This is a genomic window from Bacillus sp. SRL337 (genome assembly GCF_984799155.1).
Map to the genome: position 1 here is coordinate 520129 of NZ_OZ481793.1, position 26958 is coordinate 547086.

The 26958-nt window shown below is 44.7% G+C and carries 24 protein-coding genes; 17 read left to right on the plus strand and 7 right to left on the minus strand.

Annotated elements, in window-relative coordinates:
• Positions 1–202: 202 nt before the first annotated feature.
• The 7 genes from AC4E8A_RS02610 to AC4E8A_RS02640 all read left to right on the plus strand — a co-directional run bounded on the left by AC4E8A_RS02610 (position 203) and on the right by AC4E8A_RS02640 (position 4542).
• Positions 203–736 carry a YobA family protein gene (locus AC4E8A_RS02610; RefSeq protein WP_490196632.1) on the plus strand — a complete coding sequence of 178 codons (534 nt, stop codon included), beginning with the start codon at positions 203–205 and terminating at the stop codon, positions 734–736.
• 203 nt (positions 737–939) lie between these two features.
• Positions 940–1647: a nitroreductase family protein gene (locus AC4E8A_RS02615; RefSeq protein ID WP_490196633.1), complete on the plus strand. Its 708-nt coding sequence runs from the start codon at positions 940–942 to the stop codon at positions 1645–1647.
• A 201-nt stretch (positions 1648–1848) separates the two neighbouring features.
• Entirely contained in the window at positions 1849–2403 is a 555-nt protein-coding gene (locus AC4E8A_RS02620; protein WP_490196634.1) for a PadR family transcriptional regulator, read from the plus strand.
• A gap of 3 nt (positions 2404–2406) precedes the next feature.
• Positions 2407–2886, plus strand: a complete 480-nt coding sequence (locus tag AC4E8A_RS02625; RefSeq protein WP_490196635.1) for a DUF4188 domain-containing protein — start codon at positions 2407–2409, stop codon at positions 2884–2886.
• A 100-nt stretch (positions 2887–2986) separates the two neighbouring features.
• On the plus strand, positions 2987–3637 hold the full coding sequence (locus AC4E8A_RS02630; RefSeq protein ID WP_490196636.1) for an SDR family oxidoreductase: 651 nt from the start codon (positions 2987–2989) through the stop codon (positions 3635–3637).
• Between the two features lie 323 nt (positions 3638–3960).
• Complete coding sequence (locus AC4E8A_RS02635) at positions 3961–4131, plus strand: hypothetical protein (RefSeq protein WP_490196637.1); 171 nt, start codon at positions 3961–3963, stop codon at positions 4129–4131.
• A 249-nt stretch (positions 4132–4380) separates the two neighbouring features.
• Complete coding sequence (locus AC4E8A_RS02640; protein WP_490196639.1) at positions 4381–4542, plus strand: hypothetical protein; 162 nt, start codon at positions 4381–4383, stop codon at positions 4540–4542.
• A gap of 259 nt (positions 4543–4801) precedes the next feature.
• On the opposite strand, the gene AC4E8A_RS02645 is transcribed toward AC4E8A_RS02640, so the two are convergent.
• Complete coding sequence (locus AC4E8A_RS02645; RefSeq protein WP_490196640.1) at positions 4802–5827, minus strand: hypothetical protein; 1026 nt, start codon at positions 5825–5827, stop codon at positions 4802–4804.
• Positions 5828–6045: 218 nt separating this feature from the next.
• Between AC4E8A_RS02645 and AC4E8A_RS02650 the strand changes: the two genes are divergently transcribed.
• From AC4E8A_RS02650 to AC4E8A_RS02670, 5 genes are all read left to right on the plus strand, one after another.
• Entirely contained in the window at positions 6046–7998 is a 1953-nt protein-coding gene (locus AC4E8A_RS02650; protein ID WP_490196641.1) for a DUF4910 domain-containing protein, read from the plus strand.
• 4 nt (positions 7999–8002) lie between these two features.
• Positions 8003–9091 carry a D-TA family PLP-dependent enzyme gene (locus AC4E8A_RS02655; RefSeq protein WP_490196642.1) on the plus strand — a complete coding sequence of 363 codons (1089 nt, stop codon included), beginning with the start codon at positions 8003–8005 and terminating at the stop codon, positions 9089–9091.
• A gap of 352 nt (positions 9092–9443) precedes the next feature.
• On the plus strand, positions 9444–11111 hold the full coding sequence (locus AC4E8A_RS02660; protein ID WP_490196644.1) for a LytS/YhcK type 5TM receptor domain-containing protein: 1668 nt from the start codon (positions 9444–9446) through the stop codon (positions 11109–11111).
• A complete protein-coding gene (locus AC4E8A_RS02665) occupies positions 11108–11836 on the plus strand; it encodes a LytR/AlgR family response regulator transcription factor (RefSeq protein WP_490196646.1) in 729 nt (242 codons plus the stop codon). Before AC4E8A_RS02660 ends, AC4E8A_RS02665 begins: the two co-directional genes overlap by 4 nt.
• 113 nt (positions 11837–11949) lie before the next feature.
• Positions 11950–13188, plus strand: a complete 1239-nt coding sequence (locus tag AC4E8A_RS02670) for an L-lactate MFS transporter (protein WP_490196648.1) — start codon at positions 11950–11952, stop codon at positions 13186–13188.
• Between the two features lie 1434 nt (positions 13189–14622).
• Here AC4E8A_RS02670 and AC4E8A_RS02675 read toward each other — a convergent pair.
• Positions 14623–15345: a FadR/GntR family transcriptional regulator gene (locus AC4E8A_RS02675; protein ID WP_490196649.1), complete on the minus strand. Its 723-nt coding sequence runs from the start codon at positions 15343–15345 to the stop codon at positions 14623–14625.
• Between the two features lie 385 nt (positions 15346–15730).
• Here AC4E8A_RS02675 and AC4E8A_RS02680 point away from each other — a divergent pair, with 385 nt between their 5' ends.
• From AC4E8A_RS02680 to AC4E8A_RS02695, 4 genes are all read left to right on the plus strand, one after another.
• Positions 15731–17113, plus strand: a complete 1383-nt coding sequence (locus AC4E8A_RS02680) for an FAD-binding oxidoreductase (protein WP_490196650.1) — start codon at positions 15731–15733, stop codon at positions 17111–17113.
• 29 nt (positions 17114–17142) lie between these two features.
• Positions 17143–18546 carry a glycoside-pentoside-hexuronide (GPH):cation symporter gene (locus tag AC4E8A_RS02685; protein ID WP_490196651.1) on the plus strand — a complete coding sequence of 468 codons (1404 nt, stop codon included), beginning with the start codon at positions 17143–17145 and terminating at the stop codon, positions 18544–18546.
• 17 nt (positions 18547–18563) lie between these two features.
• Positions 18564–19352 (plus strand): alpha/beta fold hydrolase, encoded by a 789-nt coding sequence (locus tag AC4E8A_RS02690; RefSeq protein WP_490196652.1) that lies wholly within the window; start codon positions 18564–18566, stop codon positions 19350–19352.
• A 279-nt stretch (positions 19353–19631) separates the two neighbouring features.
• Positions 19632–20300 carry a DNA-binding response regulator gene (locus tag AC4E8A_RS02695; RefSeq protein ID WP_490196653.1) on the plus strand — a complete coding sequence of 223 codons (669 nt, stop codon included), beginning with the start codon at positions 19632–19634 and terminating at the stop codon, positions 20298–20300.
• Between the two features lie 852 nt (positions 20301–21152).
• On the opposite strand, the gene AC4E8A_RS02700 is transcribed toward AC4E8A_RS02695, so the two are convergent.
• Positions 21153–21632, minus strand: a complete 480-nt coding sequence (locus tag AC4E8A_RS02700) for a GyrI-like domain-containing protein (protein WP_490196654.1) — start codon at positions 21630–21632, stop codon at positions 21153–21155.
• A gap of 108 nt (positions 21633–21740) precedes the next feature.
• Here AC4E8A_RS02700 and AC4E8A_RS02705 point away from each other — a divergent pair, with 108 nt between their 5' ends.
• Positions 21741–22703 carry a helix-turn-helix transcriptional regulator gene (locus tag AC4E8A_RS02705; RefSeq protein ID WP_490196655.1) on the plus strand — a complete coding sequence of 321 codons (963 nt, stop codon included), beginning with the start codon at positions 21741–21743 and terminating at the stop codon, positions 22701–22703.
• Between the two features lie 241 nt (positions 22704–22944).
• Here the strand turns inward: AC4E8A_RS02705 and AC4E8A_RS02710 are convergent, their stop codons facing one another.
• The 4 genes from AC4E8A_RS02710 to AC4E8A_RS02725 are packed head-to-tail and all read right to left on the minus strand — an operon-like array spanning position 22945 to position 26886.
• Positions 22945–23760, minus strand: a complete 816-nt coding sequence (locus tag AC4E8A_RS02710) for an ABC transporter ATP-binding protein (protein WP_490196656.1) — start codon at positions 23758–23760, stop codon at positions 22945–22947.
• Positions 23760–24797 carry a FecCD family ABC transporter permease gene (locus tag AC4E8A_RS02715; RefSeq protein ID WP_490196657.1) on the minus strand — a complete coding sequence of 346 codons (1038 nt, stop codon included), beginning with the start codon at positions 24795–24797 and terminating at the stop codon, positions 23760–23762. The genes AC4E8A_RS02710 and AC4E8A_RS02715 overlap by 1 nt, the downstream gene beginning before the upstream one ends.
• Positions 24794–25828 carry a FecCD family ABC transporter permease gene (locus tag AC4E8A_RS02720; RefSeq protein ID WP_490196658.1) on the minus strand — a complete coding sequence of 345 codons (1035 nt, stop codon included), beginning with the start codon at positions 25826–25828 and terminating at the stop codon, positions 24794–24796. The genes AC4E8A_RS02715 and AC4E8A_RS02720 overlap by 4 nt, the downstream gene beginning before the upstream one ends.
• Entirely contained in the window at positions 25828–26886 is a 1059-nt protein-coding gene (locus AC4E8A_RS02725) for an iron-siderophore ABC transporter substrate-binding protein (RefSeq protein WP_490196659.1), read from the minus strand. Before AC4E8A_RS02725 ends, AC4E8A_RS02720 begins: the two co-directional genes overlap by 1 nt.
• Positions 26887–26958 lie beyond the last annotated feature (72 nt).

A 26958-nucleotide genomic window follows, 5' to 3' on the forward strand; every position in this document is an offset into this window, starting at 1 on the left:
GCGGCGCGATTCAGCGCTGCTCATTTTTGTGAACGAAAGCTAAGGAAACCATCGCATGGAAAAATGAAAATCTTAAAGAACAAGTCAGGAACTGGCTGATGGAATAAAATATGCCATTTTCAGTTAATTCAAGTAAAAAAAACACAACAAGCCTGAAACTATAAGAGTCATCATACGTCACATATAGTAAAGGGGGGCTGTCATGTGTAAACGACTAGTGTATTTAACGGTATTTATGCTGTTTATATTCGCTGGCTGCAGTAACACAAATGGCAATGGGCATGGTGGGGAACCAGAACCTGGCTCAGAACCAGGCATCACCGGCTATGTAATGGATAAGGAAGGACAAGAGATTTTGATTGTCAGTACAGAAGCAAAAGACTTTAGCGGAAATGGCGGCATGGAAGAGTTTTATGATGCCGTATGGGCAAGTAATCCACCAAATGATGTTAAGGTAGGAGAACAGGTGAAAATCTGGTTTGACGGAGGAGTGGAAACGTCTTATCCGGGTCGAGCGGCTGTTGGGAAAATAGAGGTTATGCCAAGCTCCACTCCTGAAGGTGCAACCCTATCCGACACGGAAGCCTTGAATAGAGCATTATCGAAGAATAAGTTTGAAAATGAAATTGTAACGCCCCAGTCCTTTTTCTATGATGCCGATAAAGAGGAATGGACAATGATATTGAAAAACACAGACACCTACGAGGAACATACAGTTAAGGTAGAAGATAAGTGAAGATCCACGAATTATGTTGCAAGAGAAAAAGACCCGTCAATCGACGAGTCTTTATGTTTTAGGGTGCTGGCTGTGATTAGTCGGCCTGTTCAGGGGCTAAAGGGACCCTCTATTTTTCCACCTGATTAACTGTAGTTGACAAGAGAACAGTTTAGGATTTATACTGTTCCTGTGAAAGATACAGTTTAAGGAGGATGTTTTTTATGTCTGATAAAACAATGAGCAAAGAAGAATATTTAAATAAAGCAAAAGAACTTGATACGAGGACAGAAGCTCCGAAGCAACTGGAGGATACGGATTTTTTGACCGTTGCGAGAGAACGCCGTTCAGTCCGCCAATATGATCCTGCGTTTAAAATAGATGAGAGTGAAATCAGAGAATTGCTGGAAACAGCGACGCAGGCACCTTCCTCCAGCAACCTTCAATCATGGAGATTCTTAGTGATAGAAGACCAGAAGGAAAAAGAGCGCTTATTGCCGATTGCCAACAACCAGCAGCAAATCGTGGATGCTTCCGTGGTCATTGCCGTGCTTGGCGATCGTGAAGCGTACAAAAATGCTGATCGAGTCTACAGCCAAATCGCTGAAAAAGGAAACATGCCGCAAGACGTAAAAGAAATGTATGTAAACAGCATCATGGATAACTACGGGAATTTCCCTAAAGAGCGCCAAGCCAAAATTGCCCACATTGATGGCGGGATCGTGGCCAATCAGTTAATGCTTGCAGCCAAAGCGAAAGGCTATGACACCGTGCCAATGGGTGGTTACGATGAGGCGAAATTCATGGAAGCATTCAATGTTCCGGAAAGCTACGAACCAATCATGCTGATCTCACTAGGAAAAGGAACCAAAGCCGGTTTCGAAAAAACACGTCTTCCTCTTGATGATGTGATGAAATGGAATCGTTTCTAAAAAAATGATAGAACGGGACTTTGTCCATAATGAAGTGCGCAGCTTGACGAAAAGCTGCGCATTTTTTGTGTGCGCAACGCAACCTGAGTCAGTGGCGCAGATTTGTTTTTCGGAATTTTCCAAAAAATAACCTTGTACCCCTTTGGTAAGTCTAGTAGTATATATCTAAATGATATATATCTTTTAGATAGGTGGTTCAACATGAAGAACTATAACGATACAACGTACTCGATTTTAGGGATTCTCACCACGGACTGTAAATCGGGGTATGACATCAAACAACTGATTGATAATAGCTTGAGCCACTTTTGGAAAATCAGCTACGGCCAAATCTATCCTGCCCTGAAACTCATTGTACAAGAGGGGCTGGCCGAGATTAAAGAGGCTTCCACACCTGGCAAAAGGGACAAAAATGAATATCACCTAACCTCTCTTGGGAAAGAAACCTTAAAAAGCTGGCTGGAGGTGCCGGTTGATCAATTACCGGTCGAACGCAATGAAATTTTACTGAAGTTATTTTTTGGACAGCACCAGACCAAAGAGAAGACCCGCTTGCTTTTACAAAATTACCGACAGGATTTAGAGAAACGGTACCAGACGTATGTGGCAATCGAGCAATCCATCACTACGCAGCATGCTCACGATAAGGATGCTGCGTATTGGCTGTTTACATTGGATTATGGAAAACGGGTAACAAAAGCTGCTGTGGAGTGGTGTGAAGCTACTTTGGAAGAATATCCAAAAAATGGGGGATGAGTAATGGGAAATCCGATTTTCACTGGGCGTTATACGACTGAAAACAGTGATGACATCGTCGTGTTCATGATTGGAATGAGAGTCAATAAGCCGCTGAAGCTTCATAAGTGGCTGCCGGTTTTTAGCGCTATGCCGGGAATGATCAAGGAGCTTTACACCAACAAAGCTGAATTGGGCTTTCTGTCGATGGAAACTTATTTTGGGCTCAGAACCACTTGCATGATCCAATATTGGCGTTCGATGGATGACCTGCTCGCTTATGCCCATAACGAAAAGCATCTGACTGCCTGGAAAAACTTCAACCAGAAAATCGGCAGCAATGGAGCGGTCGGCATCTATCATGAGAGCTACCGGATAACGAGCGGCAACTATGAATCCATTTATGGAAACATGCCCCGCTATGGATTGGGGAAAGCTCTGCAGCATATCCCTATTTTTGCCGGACGACATACGGCAAGGGAACGGATGGGTACTCATGACTAATTGAAGGGCATCTAACCGGTTCACCAAACAGCTCATTAGACATTAAGCCTCCATACGATATACGATAATCCTATAAACGAAATCAGAAAGGGTGGAAATAATGAAAACACTAGTTGTCGGAGCAAACGGACAAATCGGAAAACAGTTAGTCGGACTGATTCAGGACAGCGGCAGCCAAACGGCCATAGCGATGATACGCAGACAGGAGCAGGCTTCCCACTTCGAATCACTTGGTGCGGAAACGGCAATTGTCGATCTGGAAGGTGAAATAGAAGATATCGCAAAAGCGGCAGAGGGAGTCGACGCCATCGTTTTTACAGCCGGGTCCGGCCCGCACACTGGTGCAGACAAAACCCTTATGATTGATTTAGACGGTGCCGTAAAAACAATAAAAGCAGCTGAAAAGGCAGGCGTGAAGCGGTTTGTCATGGTCAGCTCTTTCGATACGACGCGCAAGGCCATACAGGAAGCACCCGAATCCTTTGCGCCTTATGTAGTCGCCAAGCACTACGCGGATGAGTGGCTGCGGGGAACAGACCTCGATTACACAATCGTCCATCCAGGCAGGCTGACAAATGAAGATGGAACCGGAAAAGTGGAAATCGCGAGTGAAGTGGAAAGAGGAGACGTTCCGCGTGAAGATGTGGCACAGGTTCTCTTTGGATGCTTGGAGGATGATTCAACCATCGGGAAAGAGTTTCAAGTGGTCAGCGGATTAACAGGTGTTAAAGAGGCGTTGAGTAAAATGTAATTTATAAGGGGCAAGGTGCGGGTTTCTGCACTATTGTCCCTTTTTTATGGACAAGACTCCTGACTAACCTATTAACATACCGGGTGTGTGGATCTCCTTTCATTGGAGTGTGTCGAGATGTGTCGTTTGGCCGATGAACCAGTGAAAAGCGCCGAAAAAGAGTGCGTTTCCGCCGAAAACGGGGTCGAAAGCGCCGAAAAAGTATACGTTACCGCCGATAAGAGAGTCAAAAACGCCGAAACAACAACAGTTTACGAAAAGCGCCATCTGACTCGACTTTTAGCTTAATGGGAGTGGATCTCCTTTCATTGGAGTGTGTCGAAATGTGTCGTTTGGCCGATGAACCAGTGAAAAGCGCCGAAAAAGAGTGCATTTCCGCCGAAAACGGGGTCGAAAGCGACGAAAAAGTATATGTTACCGCCGATAAAAGAGCCAAAAGCGCCGAAACAACAACAGTTTACGAAAAGCGCCATCTGACTCGACTTTTAGCTTAATGGGAGTGGATCTCCTTTCATTGGAGTGTGTCGAAATGTGTCGTTTGGCCGATGAACCAGTGAAAAGCGCCGAAAAAGAGTGCATTTCCGCCGAAAACGGGGTCGAAAGCGCCGAAAAAGTATATGTTACCGCCGATAAAAGAGCCAAAAGCGCCGAAACAACAACATTTCACGAAAAGTGCCATCTGACTCGACTTTTAGCTTAATGGGAGTGGATCTCCCTCATCGGAATGTGTCGGAGTGTGTCGTTTGATCGATAAACCAGTGAAAAGCGCCGAAAAAGAGTGCGTTTCCGCCGAAAACGGGGTCGAAAGCGCCGAAAAAGTATACGTTACCGCCGATAAGAGAGCCAAAAGCGCCGACACAACAACATTTTACGAAAAGCGCCATCTGACTCGACTTTTAGCTTAATGGGAGATCTATAATAATCCTTCCTACCATAGTGAGTACTTTACAGGGTATGAAGGGCAGCTGGAAAAGTTCAGGAACATATTGAGGAAGCAAGACAATGAAGAACTGTATGAGTTCCTTTTTACACACACCAAGAGAAGCAAGGAGGATATAAAGGTTGATTTTTCTCTGTGAAGGAACTTCGATCATTTTTAGAAACAGTAGTTTCAAAGGCAGATAGACCCACTGTAAAAGAAGGTCCATCTGCCTTTATCAACATTTACTCACCCATTAAAGGATACGTCATAATTTCTTGTTCAGTTTCGTTCACCAATCGAACTTCCTCTGCATCGAAATCAAGGGCTGCAAGTTGGACTGCTTTAGTAAACACAATCCGATCAGCTTCTGTTACAAGCTCATCATCGAACGTATAGTGAATAGTAGCAATGCCATTTTCAAGTGAAGTGTTCACAACTTCCAACCCTTCTACAATGGCTGAAGAGTAAAACGCATGATCATTATCCACTGTGCCCATCGCTTCTATCGTTTCCGGAAAAGATAAAGGCTCTCCGTTCTCATGCGCCACTTTCTCACCTAATTCCCTGCCAGGCAGGAACAAGGTTTGCTGTAGGTCTTTGTTGTAAATAGTATAGTACCCACGCGGCAGACCTCTTTCCTCTTCGATTATTATAGGTGCATCAACCTGCCTTCCGGCTACAATGATATTCTGCTCTCCATCGGGATTGAAAAACACGATTTCCTCAATGCCATATAGATCACTGATCCCAACCAATGAGTCATAAAATAGCGTCATTTGGGCAGAGGTTGTGGATAATTGACTTCCCTCTTCCTTAAAATGGACATGAAGCTTTGGCCAATCGACAGATATATCAGAAAAGGAGCCAAGGATGTCTTGTTCAGAAGGATCGTTTTCAATAAGAGACAGCCTTAATCGTTCTTCGGGAGAAGTGTTCTCGTCTTCCTCTCGTTTAATAGTAAAGGCTGTAAGAAATTTGGTTTCGGCACTATACGTGTGTGAATCAATGAAGTAATCAGTCGCCGCTTCCGTTCTTCCGTAGGTGTCTGATTCATTATCAGGAGTCTCATTTGTTGACTCCTCTTCCACGTCCTCGTTAGTGCTGTTTTCATTACCATTTTCATCCGTTTCAACTGAGATATCTTCATTTTGAGAATTCCCATCAACCGGTTCGCTGTCTTGATCAGTTGCTGCATTTTCAGAGTTTTGGCAGCTTGCCAGCAAAAAAGCTATACAAGCCATTCCAGCTATTCTAGTTATTTTATTCACTCCTAACGCCTCCTTATTTATTCCTGTACCCTATGCGGTGAGATATAATAGCTTATTTTTCCAAATGTGGAAATGTTCAAGAAAAAGTGGGCAGCCAGAGAAATACGCTTAGTAAAACAGTTTCCTGTTTGTCCCTTTTCTGCGTAATGAGTGACCATTTAAAGGATTTCCCCCCTTTAACTAGAATTTAAAAAGTAATAGCACTGGAGGGGATACCGATGTTCAAAGAGATGAAGAAAATCATAGATGAAGAGATATCAGGCAGACAGGCGTTCCGATATGCCGACCGGATCGCCCAGTATCACCGCATCCAGGCCTCACCGGGTTACCGCGAAGCAGCCCATGAAGTGATGAAACTATTGAAAAGAGACGGAGTGGACGCTGAACGGGTATCGTATCCCGCACAATTTGGCGAGCGGTTTCTATCTCATCAGTCCTTTAAAGAATGGAGCTGCGAAAGTGCAGACCTGTGGATCGAAGCCCCGGAACGCAGGAGGATTGCCAGATTCACAGAAGAAGAGATTTCCGTTGTCCAAAGAAGCGTCTCGACACCGGAAGAAGGGGTAGAGGCTGAGCTCGTCGTCATTGAAAATGCAGAGGATGAAAGCAGTTATGAGGGACTGGACCTGGAAGGCAAGATGGCGCTTGTACGAGGAAATCAGTTCATCATCCATGCCTTGGCCGTTGAAAAATACAAGTGTGCCGGGCTGATCTTTGACAACCTCGCTGAATTCAAACCGGTCCGCACACGCATGGACATGCCGGACACCCGCCAGTACACATCCTACTGGTGGCATCATGAAGAGGAAGTGAAGTCCTTCGGGTTTGTCGTTTCCCCAAGGATCGGCGAAGAACTCAGGCGTCTGGCTGCAAAAGGGCCGGTCCAGTTCAAAGCCCATGTAAAAGCAGAGCTGAAGGACGGCCGCTTCGAAAACATCGAATACTTCATCCCGGGGAAAAAAGAACAGGAAATCCTGCTCGTCAGCCACCTGTGCCACCCCTATCCAGGAGGGCAGGACAACGCATCCGGCCCCGGTACCTTAATGGAAGTGATGCGGACATTAACGCGCCTGATAAAAGAGGGGAAGCTGCCGCAGCCGGAACTGGGAATCCGCTTTTTGATGATGCCGGAAATGACAGGGACGGCAGCGTATTTCCAACAGCACCAAGACCGGATCTCCAAAACCATCGCAGCCTTAAATCTCGACATGGTCGGAGCAGACCAGACGAAGGGCGGCGGACCGCTGTGCATCGAACAGCCGCCAATGGCTGTGCCGACATTCTTGGACAGGTTTGCTTACAAATTGGTTGAAGATACCGCCAACAACACATCCAACTTCACCGGCACGTCTCAATACAGCACGGTCCACTATGTCAAAACACGCTTCTCCGGCGGAAGCGATCACTATATCATCTCGGATCCGACCATCGGCATCCCGTGTCCGCTGCTGATTCAATGGCCGGATAAGCATTACCACACCACCTCGGATTCAGTAAACAATCTCGATGAAAACATGATGAAGCTGGTCGGGACGGTCACCGCCTTATATAGTTATGGCTTGGCGAATGGAGGAGAGGCGGAGTGGATTTCGTATACCTTGCAGCATATGGGCAGGGCTGGTTCACATATGAATGAAGCCAAAGAGTGGCTGGTAAAAGACAACCCTTCCAAACAAGAATTCCAGGATGCGTTCTCATTTTATATTCAGTATGAGAAGGACTCCCTGTCCCAGCTGGAAAAGTATGCGGAGGTCCGCGGCTTTGACGGTTTACAAGAGGAACTCGGGAAACTGAAAAACCTGGTCGAACAGCAGGCGGAGGCCGTCGCTGCTATTGGAGAGCGCGGACTCTCAGCGGAAACAGAAGACAAGGAAAAACAGAGCTGGACGACCGCCATTTATAAAAGAAACCATCAGGGGCCCGTCCGCCTGATTGATGAAATAGCCCTTCTGCCGCTGGAGGAAAGATACCATTGGCTGAAAGAAGTGGAACCGAAGATCCCGATGGGCCATTCAGACTTCATGTTATATTGGATGGACGGGAAGCGGACCATTCAGGAAGTGCTTGACCTAACATACTATGAAACGGGACAGTTTTACCCGGACTATGTAGAAAAACTCCTGAAACTCTACACAGAGCTCCATATCATCACTAAAATAGGAGATGCATAAAACCATGACGCGGATAACAGAACTCGACACACCAGCATTGCTGCTGGATTATCAGAAGTTGTTGAAGAACATGAACGAGATTGCCAGCTTTGCGAAAGAACACAGCCTTGCTTACCGGCCGCATATCAAAACACATAAATCCGTCGATATCGCGAAGCTGCAGCTGCAAGCGGGAGCTGTCGGTGTCACAACCGCCACCATCCCGGAAGCCGAAGCGATGGCTGCCGGCGGGATCAATGACATCTTAATTGCACGGCCAATCTCCAGCCCGCAAAAGATTCAGAGACTGATAAAGCTTCTGGGGCAAGGGGTAAAACTGAAAGTAATAGCAGACAGCACAGAGCAGCTGGCCTATCTGCAAACAGAACTGGAGCACACCCCTTTTACACTAGAGGTGTGGATCAAAGTCAATTCAGGCTTGAATAGATGCGGAGTGGAGCCTGGCAGGGATGCCGTGATATTGGCGAAAAAAATCAGGACGCATTCCAAGCTCAAGCTTGGCGGCATTTTAACCCACGCCGGACATTCCTATGCTGCATCAAGTTACGATCAGATTGAAGAGATTGGGCTGCAGGAAGGGAAGGCAGTCGTCGAAAGTGCCGAGGAATGCGAGAAAGCGGGGATCCCGATTCCTGTAAGAAGCGTAGGTTCCACGCCGACTTATAAAATCTCTGGAAAGGTACCGGGAATTACCGAAATCAGGCCGGGGAACGCGGTGTTCTTTGATGCCATTCAAGCGGGATTAGGTGTGACGACACTTGAAAATTGTGCGTTGACTGTAAGGGCTTCCGTCATAGGTGTCCACCCAGATCGAATCGTCTTTGATACAGGGAGTAAAACGCTCTGCCTGGACAAAGGTGCACATGGAAACGAGTCGGTAAAAGGGTTCGGCCATGTTGTCGGGCATCCGGAAATAACAATCGAACGGCTGTCGGAAGAGCATGGAGTTGGAGTATTCTCAGGGGGAACTTCACTAAAATTAAATGATAGGGTGGAGATTATTCCGAACCATGCTTGTACGGTTGCGAATATGTTTGAGGAGTACGTATTACATGAGGAAGGAAAAGTGGTTGATGCTTGGAAGGTGGAATAACATCACAGTAGAAGAATGGAATAATTAGGATGTTATGCAGTGTTTAAATGCAGTAAATAAGATGCTTTCCCTTTTTAGGGAGCAACACCTATCCCTCTGTCCATTGGCTTCAGCCCCATCCACTGACACTGATCAATTTGCGAAATAAGCACAAAGCTGAAATAATAGCTTTGTGTTTTTTTATTGTCTTAAGACGGCGCTGTGAATGGGCATCGAAGCCATTTTTGAGTATGAATTTACCCGGACTAACAGCATTGCCATCCCAATTTACCATGATATAAAATATAGATCTCTTGATTTCTAATTCAAGAAAAACGATCAGGACACCAAGCACCCAGGAGGTTTGACCATTATGTACGCTTCAAGTGAATTAGAAATGCTTCTTCGGTTATTTGAACGGGCAGCCCTGCTGCTTATCACGTTATTCTTTATGACGAGGATTCCGAAATTCAAAGAGATTCTTCAGCGAGATCATCATTCTCCGATAGAGCAGTCACTGTTAACGGTGATTTTCTGCATATTTGCGATTTTTGGTACGTATTCCGGCATTGAAGTGGAAGGCTCTCTCATCAATATCAGAACGATTGCCATCACAGCAGGCGGGATTCTGTTTGGACCGTGGGTCGGGATTGTGACGGGAATCGTTTCAGGGGTCCATCGCTATCTAATCGATATTGGCGGAGCGACCTCTGTGCCCTGTTTGATCACAAGCATTTTAGCCGGAATCATAGCAGGTTATATTCATGTTTATAGGAAGAAAAGCAGACGGTGGATATATGGGATTATAGCAGGGATGTTTTGTGAGAGTCTGACGATGATTCTAATATTGGGAATGGCGGATTCATTTGCAGTAGGGTTGGCGATTGTCTCAAAGATCGCTTTCCCGATGATTTTGGGGCAGGTCAGCATCGGGCTGATCATCCTGATGATTGCCAGTGTGGAAGGAGAGAAAGAGCGAATCGCAGCCCAGCAGTCCCAGTTAGCCCTTAACATAGCCAACAAGACCCTTCCGTATTTTCGCTCCATTAACGGGGAATCTCTTCGAGTCATTTGCAGGATAATAAAAGAGGATATTAAGGCAGACGCGGTTGCCATCACTGATACAAAGGATGTTCTTGCCTATGTAGGATATGGGGAAGAAAAATATAGGATTGGACAAGAAATCATTAGTGATTTAACGAAAGAAACCATCCGCAGCGGGGACATTACGATCAGAAACAATATTGCTGATCATCATACTCCGCAGATTCACTGTTTATTGATCATCCCTTTAGAGGAAAGAGGCATCATTACGGGCACGTTGAAAATTTACTATCGCAAAGCCTATACGATTACCTATACGCTGCAGACGATGGCCATTGGACTGGCACAGATCATCTCAACCTTGATGGAAGTGTCAAGGGTGGGGCAAATGAAGGAAGAAGCCGATAAAGCCGAAATCAGGGCGCTGCAGACAAAAATCAATCCGCACTTTTTATTTAATGCCCTCAATGCGATTGCTTCCACCACAAGGCGCGATCCCGAGAAAGCAAGGGAGCTGATCATCAGTTTATCCGGATATATGCGATATAATTTGGAAGTGGGAGAAGAATTGATTGATGTGCAAACAGCCCTCGAACAGGTGAAGAATTATATAAAGATAGAAAAGGCGAGGTTCGGCGAACGTCTTCAGGTTGACTATGATGTAGATGATATACAGTTGAAACTGCCGAGTCTCCTTATCCAGCCCCTGGTGGAAAATGCTGTCGTCCATGGCATTTTAAAACAGAAAGGGCCGGGCAGTGTGACCATTTCCATTAAAGATGAAGAAGATAAAATCCGGGTAAGTGTAAGGGATACAGGAAAAGGAATAGAGCAAGAAGTGATCGACCGTTTGCATCAAGGGAAGGTTTCCTCCAAACAAATCGGTCTATCCAATGTACATCAACGGGTGAAATTGATATACGGAACAGGTCTGGTCATCCATAGGCTGAACCCAGGAACGGAGATTTATTTTGACATAATGAAGGAGCAATCATGAGAGCAATCATAGTAGAAGATGAAATTCCAGCGAAGGAAGAGCTGGAGTATTTAATTCAGACCCATAGCAGCATCGAGATTGTGGCTTCCTTCGAGGATGGTCTCGATGTATTGAAGTTTTTACAGGAGGAAGAAGTGGATGCGATTTTCCTGGACATTAATATCCCCTCATTGGATGGCATGCTGCTTGCCGGCAGTATCAGTAAATTTGCCAAGAAGCCGTCTATTATCTTTACGACGGCCTACAAGGAACATGCAGCACAGGCATTTGAATTGGAGGCTTTTGATTATGTTTTAAAGCCTTATGATGAGAAAAGGATTGCGTCCATGCTGTCACGGCTGGAAACCGCTTTTAACAAAGGTAAACAAACACAGGAAGAGGCTTCCCAGGACCGCAAACAAAGGATTAATCTCAGGAAAAATGAAAATATCATTGTAACGGATGTCAATGACATTTATTATGCAGAGGCTAATGAGAAGTTCACCCTCGTCTATACAGAATCAGCCGAGTACACGATGCCGATGTCCATTACTGAATTCCATGACAAATTGCCGCAGGATGCCTTCTTTAGATGCCATCGGTCTTACACTGTGAATCTATCCAAGATCCGCGAAATTGTGCCATGGTTCAATAATACGTATCTGTTGAGACTAAAGGATGTACCAGCGGAAATCCCCGTCAGCAGAAGCAAGGCTAAAGCTTTTCGACAAATTATGCATTTGTAAAGACCGTTTATTCCGAATCTAAGGCATTTCGTTCTGAAAGCGATTTTATTTTGCTTTCCAGCGGTACAATTCAATTATAAATTATTGATACTGCTTAGAAAGAGGAGATTCGAATGAACGACCGAAATGTAAATCGCCTTCTTATCATCATTGGTACCGTTATTGTTCAGATGGGGCTGGGAACCATTTATACATGGAGCCTGTTTAACCAGCCTCTTGTAGATAAATTCGGCTGGGAATTAAGTGCAACCGCCATTACTTTTTCAATCACAAGCTTTGCCTTGGCCTTTGCCACGCTTTTCTCAGGAAAGCTGCAGGACAAATGGGGGCTTCGCCGACTAGTCGCTGCAGCAGGGGTCATGCTTGGTGCTGGCTTGATCCTCAGCTCGCAAGTATCCTCCTTATGGATGCTGTATGCTGTAGCAGGTGTGATTGTCGGCTTTGCTGATGGTACTGCTTATATCACATCATTAAGTAATCTAATCAAGTGGTTCCCAGAGAAAAAAGGCTTGATCTCCGGTATTTCAGTTGGGGCATTTGGGACCGGCAGCCTGATCTTTAAATATGTAAATGCAAGCTTGATTTCCTCATTCGGTGTTTCGACCGCTTTCCTTTTATGGGGAACAATCGTCTTGGTCATGGTCGTTGGCGGTTCTTTCTTACTAAAAGAAGCAAAAGAATCTGCGGAGAGTACGAAGAAAGCGGAATCCAAGCAAAAGGATTATACAGTCAAAGAAATGCTTAAAACGAAGCAGGCGTATCTCCTGTTTGTGGTCTTCTTTACAGCCTGTATGAGCGGGTTGTACTTAGTCGGGATTGTAAAGGACATTGGCGTCAGCTTGGCTGGTTTGGATGTAGCAACAGCCGCAAATGCTGTAGCCTTAGTAGCCATCTTTAATACATCGGGCAGAATCATTTTAGGAGCATTATCAGACAAAGTGGGGCGGATGGAAGTCATCAGCGGGACATTATTGGTCACTGCCATTGCCGTCTCTGTCTTAAGTTTTGTTCCATTGAATTTTCCGATTTTCTTCGCCTGTGTCGCGGCGATCGCCTTCTGCTTCGGGGGGAATATCACGGTATTCCCAGCCGTCGTGGCAGATTTCTTCGGGCTTAAGAATCAAAGTAAAAACTATGGAGTGATTTACCAAGGCTTTGGGATAGGAGCTTTAGCGGGATCAATCGTAGCCGCGATACTTGGAGGATTTCAGGCAACCTTCACGATTATTGCCGTATTATGTATCATCTCCCTAGTCATCGCCCTGACGATTAAACCGCCGAGCGAAGGCAATCATCCTAAGAGACAAAGAGAACAACTAAAGAACATGCAGCCTGATACCAGAGTTGGATAATCAAAGAGACGAGAGCGATCCTGGCTCCCGTCCCGGACTGTAAGCAAATTCGGTGAAATCGAATTTGCTTACAGTCCTTTTTGTTTCATGGTTTTGAAAACCCCTGGCTACGCCGGGGGTTCCAGAGAGCTTATAGCGTGGTATGGAAGATTCTCCCTTCATGATAGGTAAGCAGGTTTCCCTCACTTTATTTCTTTGTAGCAGGAGGTACGCCCTGTGAAGGAAATGAATAATCCTATCTAAAATAAGCGGAATTTTTCCCGTTAAGTTGTGGAATAGAATTCGATCTAGGGTATATAAGGGGAATTTTTCCACTTAAGTACAGCAAAATGAACCAGTTTCGCAATTTTTTAAGAAATAAGGGGAATTTCTCCGCTTATTTTAGCTGTTTTTCGTGCTTTTTCCTAAATAAGCGGAATTTCTCCCCTTATTTTTCAAAACCTTTCAAAGGGAATAAATGGCTGGAGTAAATCATTCAGTGGCCTTTTAGGCCGAGCCCGGCAAGAGAGGCTTACAGCCGAAGTGCAAGAGGCTGGGACATAAGTTGAAAACTAATTGATTTAAGTAGAAATAATCGAAAATAAAACCGTATGAGATCAAGGTTATATACTTGACTTCATGCGGTTCATTCATGTTATTAGACTCCATATTTAAAGGTGCTGCTTTTAAGGTTATTTACCGCTTCTTTCTGAACGTAGGCGGATTGGAGCGGAAGGTGTGCGGCCTCCTGCGGGACAGGTGAGACCCCGCAATCTAGCTGTAGCGCCCAGTCCCTCGGGGTCAAATAACCCTCAGAGAATAAAAGGAAAGAGCGCCTTTTTTTCTCTGAGGAACATTTGCCTGTCGGGGCTGAACAGGGCGATTCCGCTTTTTAGACAGGCAAAGCCGAGGAGGCCAATCCGGCTCCAGCGGCCAACGACTAGCGGATTTCGGTCTCCTTCCTTGCGATAAGTCATCATCAACTCACTATGTTCGTTGTGATTCCTTTATCTCATACAGAAGCCCTCCAATCCGTACGCCGTTGAACGGCCGCTTCCGCTTTTTAGTTCACCGCCCGCCCCGCGGAGTCGTGCACCTGGAGCGGAAATCCATCCTTTTTACTCTGACGCATTCTTTGCGAAAGGCTCTTTTCGTAAACTTTGTTGCTATCTGATATTCATTCCGAAAGATAATGGAGTAATGAACCAGAAAAAACCCTGTTTAACAAGAGAGAAAAGAGCTTCTCTCTTCGTTCAGAGCGAAAAACGTAGTATGCAGGGGAAAAATCCGGCTTTTGGGATTTTTCCGAAAGCAACAATATATGCGAAAACAGCCTTGCGAAAAGAGCTTTTTTATAGGTTTTGTCCCAGCCTCTTTGATTTTGCCTGCAAACGGAGTCTTTATTCAGAGAGAGCCCGGCCAAAGAAAGTGTCTGGGTTCAATCATTCCGCTTTATCAGGTCCCATCGCTTAAGGATGCACGGACCATTTCTTCTCTAATTCTTGATATGTGCTCTCTCATAAGATTTTTTGCGTTTTTAGAGTCTTTCAGCGCGATAGCAAGATAGATCTCCTTATGTTCATCCAGCGTATCCTGGAAGTTGCCGACACGTAAGAACCGATGATTTCGAGTGGTCCGGATGGTATCTCTTAATTGTTCACTTAACGTTTGTAAAAGGGCGGTGAAGATCGAATTGCCAGAAGCGTCAGCGATCGATTCATGAAACTTGATATCAGCCAATAAGCCAAGCTCTTCATCGTTTCCGGCTTTCGCCATATCATCAAGACATGCACGGATTTTTTCTAAATCAGTGGAGGCGGCCCGTTGTGCAGCAAGAAAGGCACATTCTGATTCAATGACGAGCCGCACCTCTAACATTTCATAGATTGAATTGTCATCCACCTTAAAAATGATCCCCGACAGCTTTTCGATCAATGACTGGGTCTCGGAAGATCGGATGAACGTCCCATCTCCCCGCCGTGCTTCTATAATTCCATTAATCTCTAAGACTCGAAGCGCCTCTCTAATGGATGTCCGGCTTACGTTGTAATGGCTGGCCAACTCTCTTTCGGGAGGCAATTTATCGCCAGGCTTCAATTCTCCATTTAAAAACGCCTCTTTGATTTTATGAAAGATTACTTGGTATACTTTTTGATTTTTTGTACCTTCCTTTGACATCTGATCACCATCTTTTGCTGAAAAGTATTGGACTGACCAATCTACAGGGTTAATGGTATCACCTTTTCTCTGTGAAATCAAAGTAATTTGAATAGTCAAAAAATAAGTATTGCAAATTTTCGAAAGGTATTTATAATAAATTGGTAAGACCAATAATAAATTATTAGTGATAGTTTAGTTATTGGTATGACAAATGAACCTCTTTTTTGAAAGCGATTTCATGTGTGGTGTATTTTAAGCTCGGCAACAAATGCAAAAGGTTTCTGAAAGATTTGCAACCCTTACTACTGATTTAGTTGATTGGAGACGGACAGCTGCAGTGTAGATCAACATTTCTGTTCCAAACACCAAAGAGCTAAGAATAAAAAAACATGGAGGATAACCAATGGTGTTGACTAAAGAAAAACTAATGGATGAATTGAAAGAGGTATTATCTGAGGAACAAGTAACCATCAACCCCACAATCTTAGAACAACACAGTAAAGATGAATCCTATCATGCCCCTCACCTTCCAGACGTTGTTGTATTCCCGAAAAGTACAGAAGATGTAGCGCGCCTATTGAGGTATGCGAATGCCCATGAAGTGCCGATTATCCCTTTTGGCGTCGGCTCAAGTGTAGAAGGACAGGTAATTCCCTATCATGGAGGAATCTCCATGGATTTTCAGTTGATGAACAAGATCTTAGAGGTCCGGCCAAAGGATTTCCTTATTCGGGTTCAGCCGGGGGTGACAAGAACTCAGCTCAATAAAGAATTGAAAAAATATGGATTGTTCTTTCCGGTCGATCCGGGTGCAGATGCCACGATAGGAGGGATGGCGGCCACGAATGCAAGTGGTACTACTTCTGTAAAATACGGGATTATGCGTGATCAAGTCCGGGATCTAGAGGTGGTTTTAGCGGATGGGCGAGTGATCCATACGGGAAATCAAACCGTAAAGTCTTCTTCAGGATACCATCTTACCGGCTTATTTGTTGGTTCTGAGGGAACCCTTGGTGTATTTACGGAAATTACACTTCAGGTATACGGTATCCCCGAATCGATCGTTTCCGGACGAGCGGTCTTTTCCACAACAGAGGCAGCAGTGACGACGGTAATTGACTTCCTGTCAGCAGGGATATCGGCCGCACGTACAGAGTTTGTGGATGGAGAGTCTATTTCTAAGTTCAATCTTTCTAATCAAACCGATTATCCTGAGAAGCCTACCCTTTTTATCGAGTTTCATGGCAATGAAGCCGGGCTTGGGCAGGATATCGAGTTTGCAAAAGGTCTGGCTGAAGATAACCAATGCGTTGAATTCATCATTGAAACCGATTCAAAGGAACGCCATCAATTATGGGAGGCAAGGCACAACTTAGCCTACGCTTTTATTCATAGTTCACCAGGAAAGAAGATGATGGTCACCGATGTCGTTGTGCCCCTGTCTGAATTGGTCGGTGCTGTTCAGGATGCGAGAGTGAGCATTGATCGCTCAGGTTTGAATGGAGGGATCCTCGGCCATGTAGGAGATGGGAATTACCATGTTCTTTTAATGATTGATCCCGGCGATCCAGATGAATTGAGTAAAGCAGAGAAGCTGAATGCCCATCTGGTGGATTATGCCCTTGAAGTTGGCGGGACCTGTACAGGTGAACACGGGGTGGGGATCGGGAAGATCAAGTATCAGCGCCAAGAACATGGGGATGCCCTTGATGTGATGAAAGCATTTAAACAAACAATCGATCCTAAAGGAATTTTGAATCCTGGCAAGATTTTTGAATTCGAATAATAGAAAGATAGGTTGAGAGGGGAGTAATCATGAGCGAACTAAAAGCAGGTTCCCATTTACAAGAGATAGAATCCAGCCAAGTGGTGCAAGAAACGAAGATCTCGGTTACCGAGAAAATGGCCTATGGAGCAGGAGATATGGCCAATAATCTCATTGCTCAGATGATACTGGTCTATTTGATGTTTTTCTATACGGATATTTACGGACTTCCTGCTGCCTTTGTCGGTACGATGTTTCTGGTCGTCAGGATCTTGGATGCCGTATTTGATTTAGGCATGGGGGTCATCGTGGACAAAACCCATACAAAATGGGGGAAATTAAGGCCGTATCTTTTGTTTGGAGCGGTTCCGTTTGGTGCCCTGGCGTTTTTATGCTTTACCACACCGGATTTTGGATTGGCAGGAAAAGAAATTTATGCCTACATCACCTATATCCTGTTGAGCCTTATGATATCAGTCGTGGGAATTCCCTATTCTGCATTAACCTCTGCCATGACCCAGGATGGGAATGAGCGGGTTTCGCTTTCCACATTCCGGATGATTTTTGCAGCTGTTGGCGGGATTGCGGTTACGGTTGTCGTACCGATCGTGGCTCCTAAAGTGGCCAATGGAGATCTGAAAATAGGGTACTCAGTGTCGATGTTGCTATTGGCAGTCGTTGCCGTCGCTCTACTCCTCTTTACCTTTAGTAAAACAAAAGAGAGATTCACTGCCCAAAGCCATGAGTCGGTTCCGTTCAAAATCATGCTCAAAACAACCCTTGGCAACAGACTGCTGTTACTTTTATGTTTATGTGTTACGTTTTTAGTAGGCTCCACGAATATCCGGGCATCCGTCATTGTGTATTATCTTACGTATAATCTGAACCGGCCCGAATTGCTGTCGATCTACTTCCTTGGACTCTATGCGACGATTATCCTCGGCATGGTCTTTGTGCCTTTCTTCAGTAGATTAATGGGGAGAAAAATGGCCTTCATCGCCGGATTGGTCTTTTTTGCGATTACCAACGGAATCATCTATTTTATACCGTATACAAACATTCCGTTGTTTTTGACGGTTACCCTGCTCAGCGGATTAGCGACTTCATTTACTTCGGTCTTACTGTGGGGGCTGCTTCCGGATTCTGTTGAATATGCAGAGTGGAAATATGGAGTCCGAACGGAAGGCGTCATTTTTTCCTTTAACAGCTTTGCGCAAAAAATGGCTACAGCGATCGGCGGTGCGATCCCTGGATTTGTATTGGCCTTTACGGGATATGTCCCCGGTGCTGAACAGAGTGCTTCTGCGCTTAATGGTATAGCACTCATGATGTCATTGATTCCTTCTGGACTGATCGCGATATCGGCCATTGTCATGTTGTTTTATAATATGGACGATAGGAAATACGCAGAGATTGTAGAAGAATTAAAAGAGAGAAAGCTGGCGACTAAATAGAGTGAGGAGAGGGTTGAATGAAAACAATCAAAACGAACGATGGCATTAACTTATCTTACTCCGATGAAGGTACAGGTCAGGCGGTCATCTTTATTGGAGGGTATGGTATTTCAAGACATACCTGGTCCATGCAAACCAAAGCGTTTCTTGAACAGGGCTATCGGGTAATCACCTTGGACCGGCGATCGCACGGAGCTTCTGATAATCCATCTTTTGGGCAGCGGATGTCCCGGCATGGAAAAGACCTTGGCGATTTCATTCAGGCACTCGACCTTCATGATGTACTCCTGATTGGGAATTCAATGGGGGCTGCTACCATCTTTGCCTACGTTTCATTGTTTGGCGATGAAAGATTAAGAGGGTTCGCAGCCATTGACCAAACGCCGAAAATGATCAATGACGACACCTGGCAGAATGGGATGTATGGATTGACCAGGGAAAGCATTGCCACATTTTTTGACGACCCTTTACCAAATCCGCTTTATAAAGAAGTGGATCCTAATTTTCTAATGCAGATTGCAAGAGAAACGGCCGATCTGCCGCCATTCGATTTGGTGTCAACAAAGCCGCTGCTTCTGGACCATGCGCACGCTGATTGGCTGGATGTATTCCCGCTCATTGAGGTACCCGTTCTCTTTATAGCAGGCAGAAACAGTCCCTTCTGGTCATGCGAACATGCTGCCGTTTCTGCTTCTTTATGCAAGAACGGGCAAGCCGTGGTAATTGAAGATTGCGGGCATGCCGTGAATTGGGAACAGCCTGAGGTATGTAATGAGAAATTAATTGAGTTTGCTGAATCCTTATGATAATCAGGGCCTGCCCTCCAGTACCTAACGTGTGAACGTACTGGGGGGCAGGCTCTGTCTTTGAAGTAGAAATGATAAGAGAATGGATTGACAAATATAGGAATTCTATTAAACTAAAAATAGTTCTCCACTCAAGTTTCTTCCTTAAGCTTCATTTGCTTAATTTCCCCCCAGGATAATTCCACGCGAAACGGTTTTTCTTACTCGCATTAATACAAAAAAACTTTCGTAATAAGAGTCCTATGATAAATATGAACATTGGATAGGAAGAGGGATGCTATGGGATTTGAAGAAGAATATCAGAACCTTATGGATAGCCACTTACAGACAAGAACCGGAGAACGGCTGCGGCGCTTGAAGGAAGGTCACAAACATGCGGAAATGTTATTTTTAAAACAAGTGTGGTGGCCATTATTTCAGCATTTTCGGTATCTGCATCCTGAATATGAAGTCAATGATTTTAAGGATGGGAAAAGGTACTTGGACTTTGCTTATATTCGCCCAACCATGCAGATTTGCTTTGAGATTGACGGGTACGGCCCTCATTTACAGAAAATAAGCAGATGGCAATTTTCCGATAGCCTGGAACGTCAAAACCAGCTGGTGATCGACGGATGGACCGTGATCCGCTTCTCATATGACCAAGTTAAAGAGAAGCCTCGCCGATGCCAGCAAATTATCCAGCAAGTGATTGGCCGATGGCTGGGGGATGAACTGGAACAGACGGCTCTTTCCTTAGTCGAAAAGGAAGTAATCCGGCTAGCGATCCAAAAAGGAGAGGCCATATCCCCTATAGAAGTCGAAAAGTATCTGAAGCTAAGCAGCAAGACGGTTAGAAAAGTACTTTCTCAACTAGTTGAGAAACAGATGCTCACTCCCGCATCCGGGACAGTGAGAGTGAGGTCTTATCAGTTAGGGGGTCAACTAAAACTATTTCATTTAACCTAAATTAGCGGTAAAATTTCCCCTTATTTGAGAAAAATCATCGAAAACAGGTGAAATAAAGGGAAAAATTCCTCTTATTTGACTCGAAAAACGCTAAAACAGGAAATTTGCTATGTATAAGGGGAAAAATTCCCCTTATTTATGCCAAACCAAGCAATAATCTGGATTTAACGGTAAAATTTCCCCTTATTTTTTTCGTTAGTGTTCAAAGGAAGTGAGATGAAGGTGGGAAACTTTGAGACGGGACGGAGAACTGTACCATAAGTATGAGGCTTATTAGAAGTTACCATAGAAGAATTAAATAAGCAGCAAGACGGTTAGAAAAGTACTTTCTCAACTAGTTGAGAAACAGATGCTCACTCCCGCATCCGGGACAGTGAGAGTGAGGTCTTATCAGTTAGGGGGTCAACTAAAACTATTTCATTTAACCTAAATTAGCGGTAAAATTTCCCCTTATTTGAGAAAAATCATCGAAAACAGGTGAAATAAAGGGAAAAATTCCTCTTATTTGACTCGAAAAACTCTAAAACAGGAAATTTGCTATGAATAAGGGGAAAAATTCCCCTTATTTATGCCAAACCAAGCAATAATCTGAATTTAACGGGATAATTTCCCCTTATTTTTTCTTAGTGTTCAAAGGAAGTGAGATGAAGGTGGGAAACTTTGAGACGGGACGGAGAACTGTACCATAAGTATGAGACATAGCAGGACCTGACCGCCGTAACGAACACGGGGGGGCAGGCCCTGCCTTTTTGTTTCGCATTATACCTTATGGGAATAAAGAAATAAGGCACCTCTGAGAAGCAGACTCAACCAATGGGTCAAGGGGTCAGACCCTGCCTTTTCATTTATCTCTTATTTCCTAACAACCGGAATCCACATTTCCCCAAAAATGAATCCGTTTTGCTGCCCCATCTCGACAGATGTATTTGGGCCGCCCACATAGGCAAAATCCGTTGCTTCCGGCAAGACTTGACCGAAGGCAATACCAGTTAGCTTATTATGCAATTCATCAGCGGTCTCTGCTTCACCTTTTACAACCAGGTATTCTCCCTTGGGAAATTGAACCACTCTGTCTGCTTCTGGCAGGGACTCATTTGTCAGGACGCCGGCATAATGCATCATTTTGTTGTTCACCGCTTCATTCACTACAAAAATGTAGTCGTTTGCGGCGATGGCTCTTAGAGCGTCAAGCCGTCCATCTTGTTTGACTGCCTCCCAAAAGTCTGCCTTTTCCTTATTGATGCCTGCGAAATCTGTATAATCGCTCTTAAGTTCGGTTCCAATACCTAGAACCGTAAAGCTTTCCTTTTCTTCCAGTGTATACTTTTCCATAGTAAACCATCCTTTTTTTAAAATTTATCATGTGATTTGTCTTTTCACTTGATGAGTTTATACTAGTCTTTAACCATGTCAAAAAGTGATACTGTTTAGGAGGACCTGATGAAAAAAGTTGAACGGATCAATACCATCATGCGATATATCAACAACCGAGCCCACTTTACTATTTCGGAAATCATGCAGGAATTCAACGTTTCCCGTTCGACAGCTATAAGGGACATCAAAGAGATTGAAGCCATGGGGATGCCGCTTGTCGCTGAAGTGGGAAGGGATGGGGGCTATTCTGTCATGACTAATTCTATCCTGCCCACCATACGCTTTACTGATAATGAGATTAAAGCTCTATTTATTGCTTTTATGGCAACAAGAAATCAACAGCTCCCTTATCTTGAGAGCCGTCAGTCATTAGCTGAAAAGTTACTGGGGCTTATTTCAAAAAACCAGCAAGATGATCTCGTTCTTTTAAATCAAATCCTGCTTTTCGAAGGGACCAACCCCAATAATCCCGACCTGCTTGAACTCTCAGACCTTCCACACCCCCTGTTGGAAAAGCTTATCCAAACCATCCTGGTTGAACGCCATTTATTGATTACGATTAAAGAAGGGAAGGGGGAAACGTCTTATCCGATTTATCTCCTCCACCTTTATCGTGAAAAAAGCTTCTGGCTGATTGAAGGCTTTGACGTAAAGGAAGAAAAGACGTTGATTTTTCCTGTAGACAATCTCACCAATGTTGAACTATATCCGGTGAAAAAACGGTTAAGTGAGAAAAAGATAGCAGAAAAACGGACAAAGCAGGATGAAGGAAACAACCTTGTCCTTGAACTGGGGCCAAAGGCAATTGCACAGTTCAAAAAATACCATCCATTACAATGTTCGATTTCCTATACGAATCCCTACCAGACCACAGCCATTCTAAAGACCTCTATCAATGTTAAGGATTCAGGAGAATTGGAAGACATAACGAATTGGCTGCTTTTCCTAGGCGGGGATATCAAGGTAAGGGCAATGCCGGAAGAGGTCCTGGAAGGGTTACAAGGGAGATTATCCCTATACTGCCCATAACAATGCTGCCTTAATAACGGAAGGAATCAGGGCAAGACCTCCAGTCAACAAACTTATGAACATACCGGGGCCAGGCACCGCATTCAGCAGAGATGACATACTTTGCTTATTTTAGCGAGGGAGACATGCCTTCTGTGGGGAGAGAGAATCCTGTTCCTCTTTCCCTAATAGAAACAGGTAGTGAAAAGCCCCTTTTCAGAGGGAGCATTCCACTACCTGTTTTAATGATTGCTGAAGCTGATTAAGAATACACCTTTACCCGGTTATGATAACGGCCAATCGGTACGACTGAAGGGGAACCGGAAACAGGGTCTGACACGACAGTGCAATGAAGACCAAAGATGTCTTCTATCATTGTACTTGTAATGACCTTGGACGGCTCTCCCTCAGCAACAAGCCGCCCTTTTTGTAGAGCGAATATATGGTCTGCATACCGTGCTGATAAGTTGATATCATGAAGAACCATTACAATGGTTGTTCCGCGTTTTCGATTGAGATCTGTTAGCAAATCCAAGATTTCGACCTGATAGGTAATATCTAAATAGGTTGTGGGCTCATCAAGGAACAATATGTCTGTTTGCTGCGCCAGGGCCATGGCGATCCATACACGCTGTCTTTGTCCGCCTGAAAGTTCATCAATGCTTCTGTCGGCATATTCAGTGATATTCATAATTTCCATCGCCTCAGCGACCGCTTCATAATCCTGCTTTGTCCAACCCTTCAAAAACGATTGATGCGGGTACCTTCCCCGTCCAATTAAATCTGCCACCGTTATCCCCTCTGGAACGATGGGTGACTGCGGCAGGAGGCCCAATACGCGAGCCAGTTGTTTTGGGGGGATTTTATTGATCGGTTTTCCATCCAGCGTCACCTCTCCGGAAGTAGGTTTAATAAGCCTGGCCATCGTCTTAAGCAGTGTGGATTTCCCACAGCCGTTGGCTCCGATGATCACGCTGATTTTATTATTGGGTATGGAAATACTTACATCATGCAAGATGGTCCTGTCATCATAGCCGGCGGTGATTCCTTCAGATTGAAAGTTATGTGTTGGTTTCATTATAAATCCCCCTTTCGGTTCATTCGAATGAGCAAGTAGATCAGATACGGTGCACCGAGAATCCCTGTGATGACACCCACAGGATATCGGGCAGTGAAAGCAAATTGTCCGATAAGGTCTGCCCCCAATACCAAGATGATTCCAATAAGACCTGCTGGGATGAGAGGAGAGAATCCAACACCAACCAATCTTTTGGCGATTGGCCCTGAAAGGAATGCAACAAAGGCGATGGGCCCTGTTGCAGCAGTAGCTAACGCAATCATAAGGACAGAACTGATAATAAGTATAAGTCGCGTCTTATCTGTATGGATTCCAAGTGATGTTGCTGCTTGCTCCCCAAGTTCCAGCATCTCTAATTGTTTCCCGAAGATGCTGATAATAGGTGCGCAGATCAGAACAATAATGATAAGAGGATAGAGAGTCTCCATCTTAGCTCCATTCAGGCTGCCGCTCAGCCACCTCATGGCTGTAGGAATATCGTGATGCTGCCCAATAAGCAATAGATAGGAAATGACGGCATCCAGCATCGCTTGAATCCCAATTCCCACTAATATTAGTCGCCCAATTGAAAAAGAAGTGCCCTTTGATAGTAGAAAAATAATGACTACTGCCGCAAGTCCGCCCACAACAGAGGCGATTGAAACAATCATATTACTTGCATGGAGAACAATGATACAAAATACGGCAGCAGCACTTGAACCTGCTGTAATTCCAATCACATTGGGATTTGCCAGAGGATTCCGTAACATGGTCTGAAAGACGGTTCCGGCAACTCCGAAAGCAAAACCAGCAAAAACCCCGGCAATCATTCTTGGCAGCCGGATCGTACCAACTGCAAACGATACTCCTTTAACATCCTCACCCAGAAGAACACGGAGGATATCCTGAGGAGGATAAATCGTATTTCCCAGCATAAGCATCGTACAGCAAAGGGCCAAGGAGATGATGGCCAGAAGGGAAGTAATGAGAATAAAGCGTCGTCGTCTTTTCATTCTGCCTGACATAACTGTATTTAGAGTAATGGATTCATTCATCATAAGGCACGCATTTTCGCTTTCATAGTTAGTAAGATCAAAATAGGAGCCCCAATAAACGCTGTTACGACGCCAACTTCCAATTCGCCAGGACTGCCGAGAAGCCTGCCGCTCACATCGGCAACCGTTAAAACAATGGCACCTGTAAGGGCGGACATCGGAATAACAAAACGTAAATCGGGACCAATCATGAGCCGTATCCAGTGAGGAGCTAACAGCCCGATGAAGCCGATCGGACCTGCTAATGCTGTTGTCACACCGCACAATAAAACCCCGCCAAAAGAAGCGATAAGCCGGAGTGTGCCAGTGCGCACGCCAAAGCCTTTGGCAACTTCATCCCCCAAGGCCAATGCATTTAGTGCTGGAGAGGTGAATAGTGCGATAAGGATTCCAACACTGAGAAAAGGAATGAAAAGGGAAATGGAATCCCAGTTTCCTGCTCCCACACTGCCCACCTGCCAAAACCTGAATTGGTCCATGACGTTTGAGCGGGGAATCATAATGGCGATGACAAGAGAGGATAACGCAGCACTTGTGGCAGCCCCCGCTAAAACGAGTTTAAGGGGCGTGGCACCGCCACTCCCCATTGAACCAATTCCGAATACAAAAATAGCTGTTATGAACGCTCCTATTAATGCTAGCCAAATGTATTGACTAGCAGAACCGATATTAAAAAAAGAAATTCCAATAACGACAAATAATGCTGCTCCTATATTAACTCCCAATATGCTGGGATCCGCTATAGGATTCCGAGTAACGGATTGCATGAGGGCCCCGGAGACCCCCAATGCAGCGCCACACATCAGACTGAATATCGTTCTGGCGATTCTTTGGCGGACTACATTGGCCCCATGGGTTTGTACATCAGGATGAAACAAGCCATTCATCAACTCATTCCATCCTACTGTACGGGACCCGAAGGCAAGTGAAGCCACTATACAAATACCGAGTAAGATAATAGAAAGGATCAATACCTTAATGAAGTTCTTTGGTAAAAGTAACTGCTTATTTTCTGAACCGGATAAAGTAGTCATTATTCAACTTTGCTTACAGCTTCTGAGAGCAGGTCTACGTACTCGTCAATTGTATAATTAATTGAAAGTGTGCTTGGCGTTCCTGCCGCTGCAAGTGGTGTGTTTTCTTCGATTATCACAACAGAACCTCTCTCTACCGCTGGAATCTTTCCAAGAATAGGGTCAGCCTGCATAGCTTCAAGTGTATTTTCATTCCCATATGATACGAATACATCAGCATCGTTCAGCATATCGGAATTCTCCGCGCTTACTTCTATATAGAAGCTGTCAGGATCCATTTGGCTGGAGATGCTTTCAGGATATTCAAACCCCAACTCAGTAAGGAAAGCTCCGCGAGGATCTGTTTCCGAGTAGATATAGAACTTGGATAAATCAGCAGCATCAACACTTACGAATGCAGCTTTCTTACCTTCGAATTCAGGGTGTTCACTGGCTTTTTCTTCAATCAATTGTTCGGTCTCGGCAATCAGTTGTTTCCCTTCTTCTTCCATTCCCATTCCCATTGAGTTGTAAGTAACTTGTTCTCTCCAAGAAGCAACCCAAGGACTAGTTTGATAAGCGACAACTGGAGCAATTTGGCTTAATGTATCATATTCTTCTTGAGTAATGCCGGAGTATGCTGCCAGAATGACATCCGGATTCGAATCAGAAATCGCTTCAAAATCCAACCCGTCTGTATCTTGGAAGACATTTGGGTTTTCTTCGCCAAGCTCTTCAATTTTCTCTGCAGTCCAAGGCAGCATTCCGCTTTCATCTTGAACTCCGTAGTTTGCCGCTGAGAATCCAACAGGCACAACACCAAGAGCCAGCGCAACATCCTGGTTTGACCATGCAATAGTAGCAACACGTTCAGGTTTTTCTTCGATTGTCGTTTCACCGAATGCATGTTTAATAACAATCGGATACTCAGTGCTTGATTCTTCAGAACCCGTCTTATCTGAATCAGATGCTTCATTGGAATCAGAATTGGATCCCTCACCAGAACAGCCGGCAAGTAAAAGCATAAGTAATGCAATCAATAAAGTGGAGACAAATGAGATTTTTCGCTTCGAATTCATATGTAAACCCTTCCTTAAACCGTTTTATTTGATAATGATTATCATTGTCATAAATATATAACCTAATTGTAA

Coding starts and splice junctions, on each gene's coding strand:
- AC4E8A_RS02660 (WP_490196644.1), top strand. CDS start 9,444: ATGTACGCTTCAAGTGAATTAGAAATGCTTCTTCGGTTATTTGAACGG.
- AC4E8A_RS02675 (WP_490196649.1), bottom strand. CDS start 15,345: ATGTCAAAGGAAGGTACAAAAAATCAAAAAGTATACCAAGTAATCTTT.
- AC4E8A_RS02710 (WP_490196656.1), bottom strand. CDS start 23,760: ATGAAACCAACACATAACTTTCAATCTGAAGGAATCACCGCCGGCTAT.
- AC4E8A_RS02625 (WP_490196635.1), top strand. CDS start 2,407: ATGGGAAATCCGATTTTCACTGGGCGTTATACGACTGAAAACAGTGAT.
- AC4E8A_RS02635 (WP_490196637.1), top strand. CDS start 3,961: ATGTGTCGTTTGGCCGATGAACCAGTGAAAAGCGCCGAAAAAGAGTGC.
- AC4E8A_RS02715 (WP_490196657.1), bottom strand. CDS start 24,797: ATGATGAATGAATCCATTACTCTAAATACAGTTATGTCAGGCAGAATG.
- AC4E8A_RS02655 (WP_490196642.1), top strand. CDS start 8,003: ATGACGCGGATAACAGAACTCGACACACCAGCATTGCTGCTGGATTAT.
- AC4E8A_RS02695 (WP_490196653.1), top strand. CDS start 19,632: ATGGGATTTGAAGAAGAATATCAGAACCTTATGGATAGCCACTTACAG.
- AC4E8A_RS02650 (WP_490196641.1), top strand. CDS start 6,046: ATGTTCAAAGAGATGAAGAAAATCATAGATGAAGAGATATCAGGCAGA.
- AC4E8A_RS02615 (WP_490196633.1), top strand. CDS start 940: ATGTCTGATAAAACAATGAGCAAAGAAGAATATTTAAATAAAGCAAAA.
- AC4E8A_RS02720 (WP_490196658.1), bottom strand. CDS start 25,828: ATGACTACTTTATCCGGTTCAGAAAATAAGCAGTTACTTTTACCAAAG.
- AC4E8A_RS02685 (WP_490196651.1), top strand. CDS start 17,143: ATGAGCGAACTAAAAGCAGGTTCCCATTTACAAGAGATAGAATCCAGC.
- AC4E8A_RS02630 (WP_490196636.1), top strand. CDS start 2,987: ATGAAAACACTAGTTGTCGGAGCAAACGGACAAATCGGAAAACAGTTA.
- AC4E8A_RS02725 (WP_490196659.1), bottom strand. CDS start 26,886: ATGAATTCGAAGCGAAAAATCTCATTTGTCTCCACTTTATTGATTGCA.
- AC4E8A_RS02680 (WP_490196650.1), top strand. CDS start 15,731: ATGGTGTTGACTAAAGAAAAACTAATGGATGAATTGAAAGAGGTATTA.
- AC4E8A_RS02670 (WP_490196648.1), top strand. CDS start 11,950: ATGAACGACCGAAATGTAAATCGCCTTCTTATCATCATTGGTACCGTT.
- AC4E8A_RS02690 (WP_490196652.1), top strand. CDS start 18,564: ATGAAAACAATCAAAACGAACGATGGCATTAACTTATCTTACTCCGAT.
- AC4E8A_RS02620 (WP_490196634.1), top strand. CDS start 1,849: ATGAAGAACTATAACGATACAACGTACTCGATTTTAGGGATTCTCACC.
- AC4E8A_RS02610 (WP_490196632.1), top strand. CDS start 203: ATGTGTAAACGACTAGTGTATTTAACGGTATTTATGCTGTTTATATTC.
- AC4E8A_RS02665 (WP_490196646.1), top strand. CDS start 11,108: ATGAGAGCAATCATAGTAGAAGATGAAATTCCAGCGAAGGAAGAGCTG.
- AC4E8A_RS02705 (WP_490196655.1), top strand. CDS start 21,741: ATGAAAAAAGTTGAACGGATCAATACCATCATGCGATATATCAACAAC.
- AC4E8A_RS02700 (WP_490196654.1), bottom strand. CDS start 21,632: ATGGAAAAGTATACACTGGAAGAAAAGGAAAGCTTTACGGTTCTAGGT.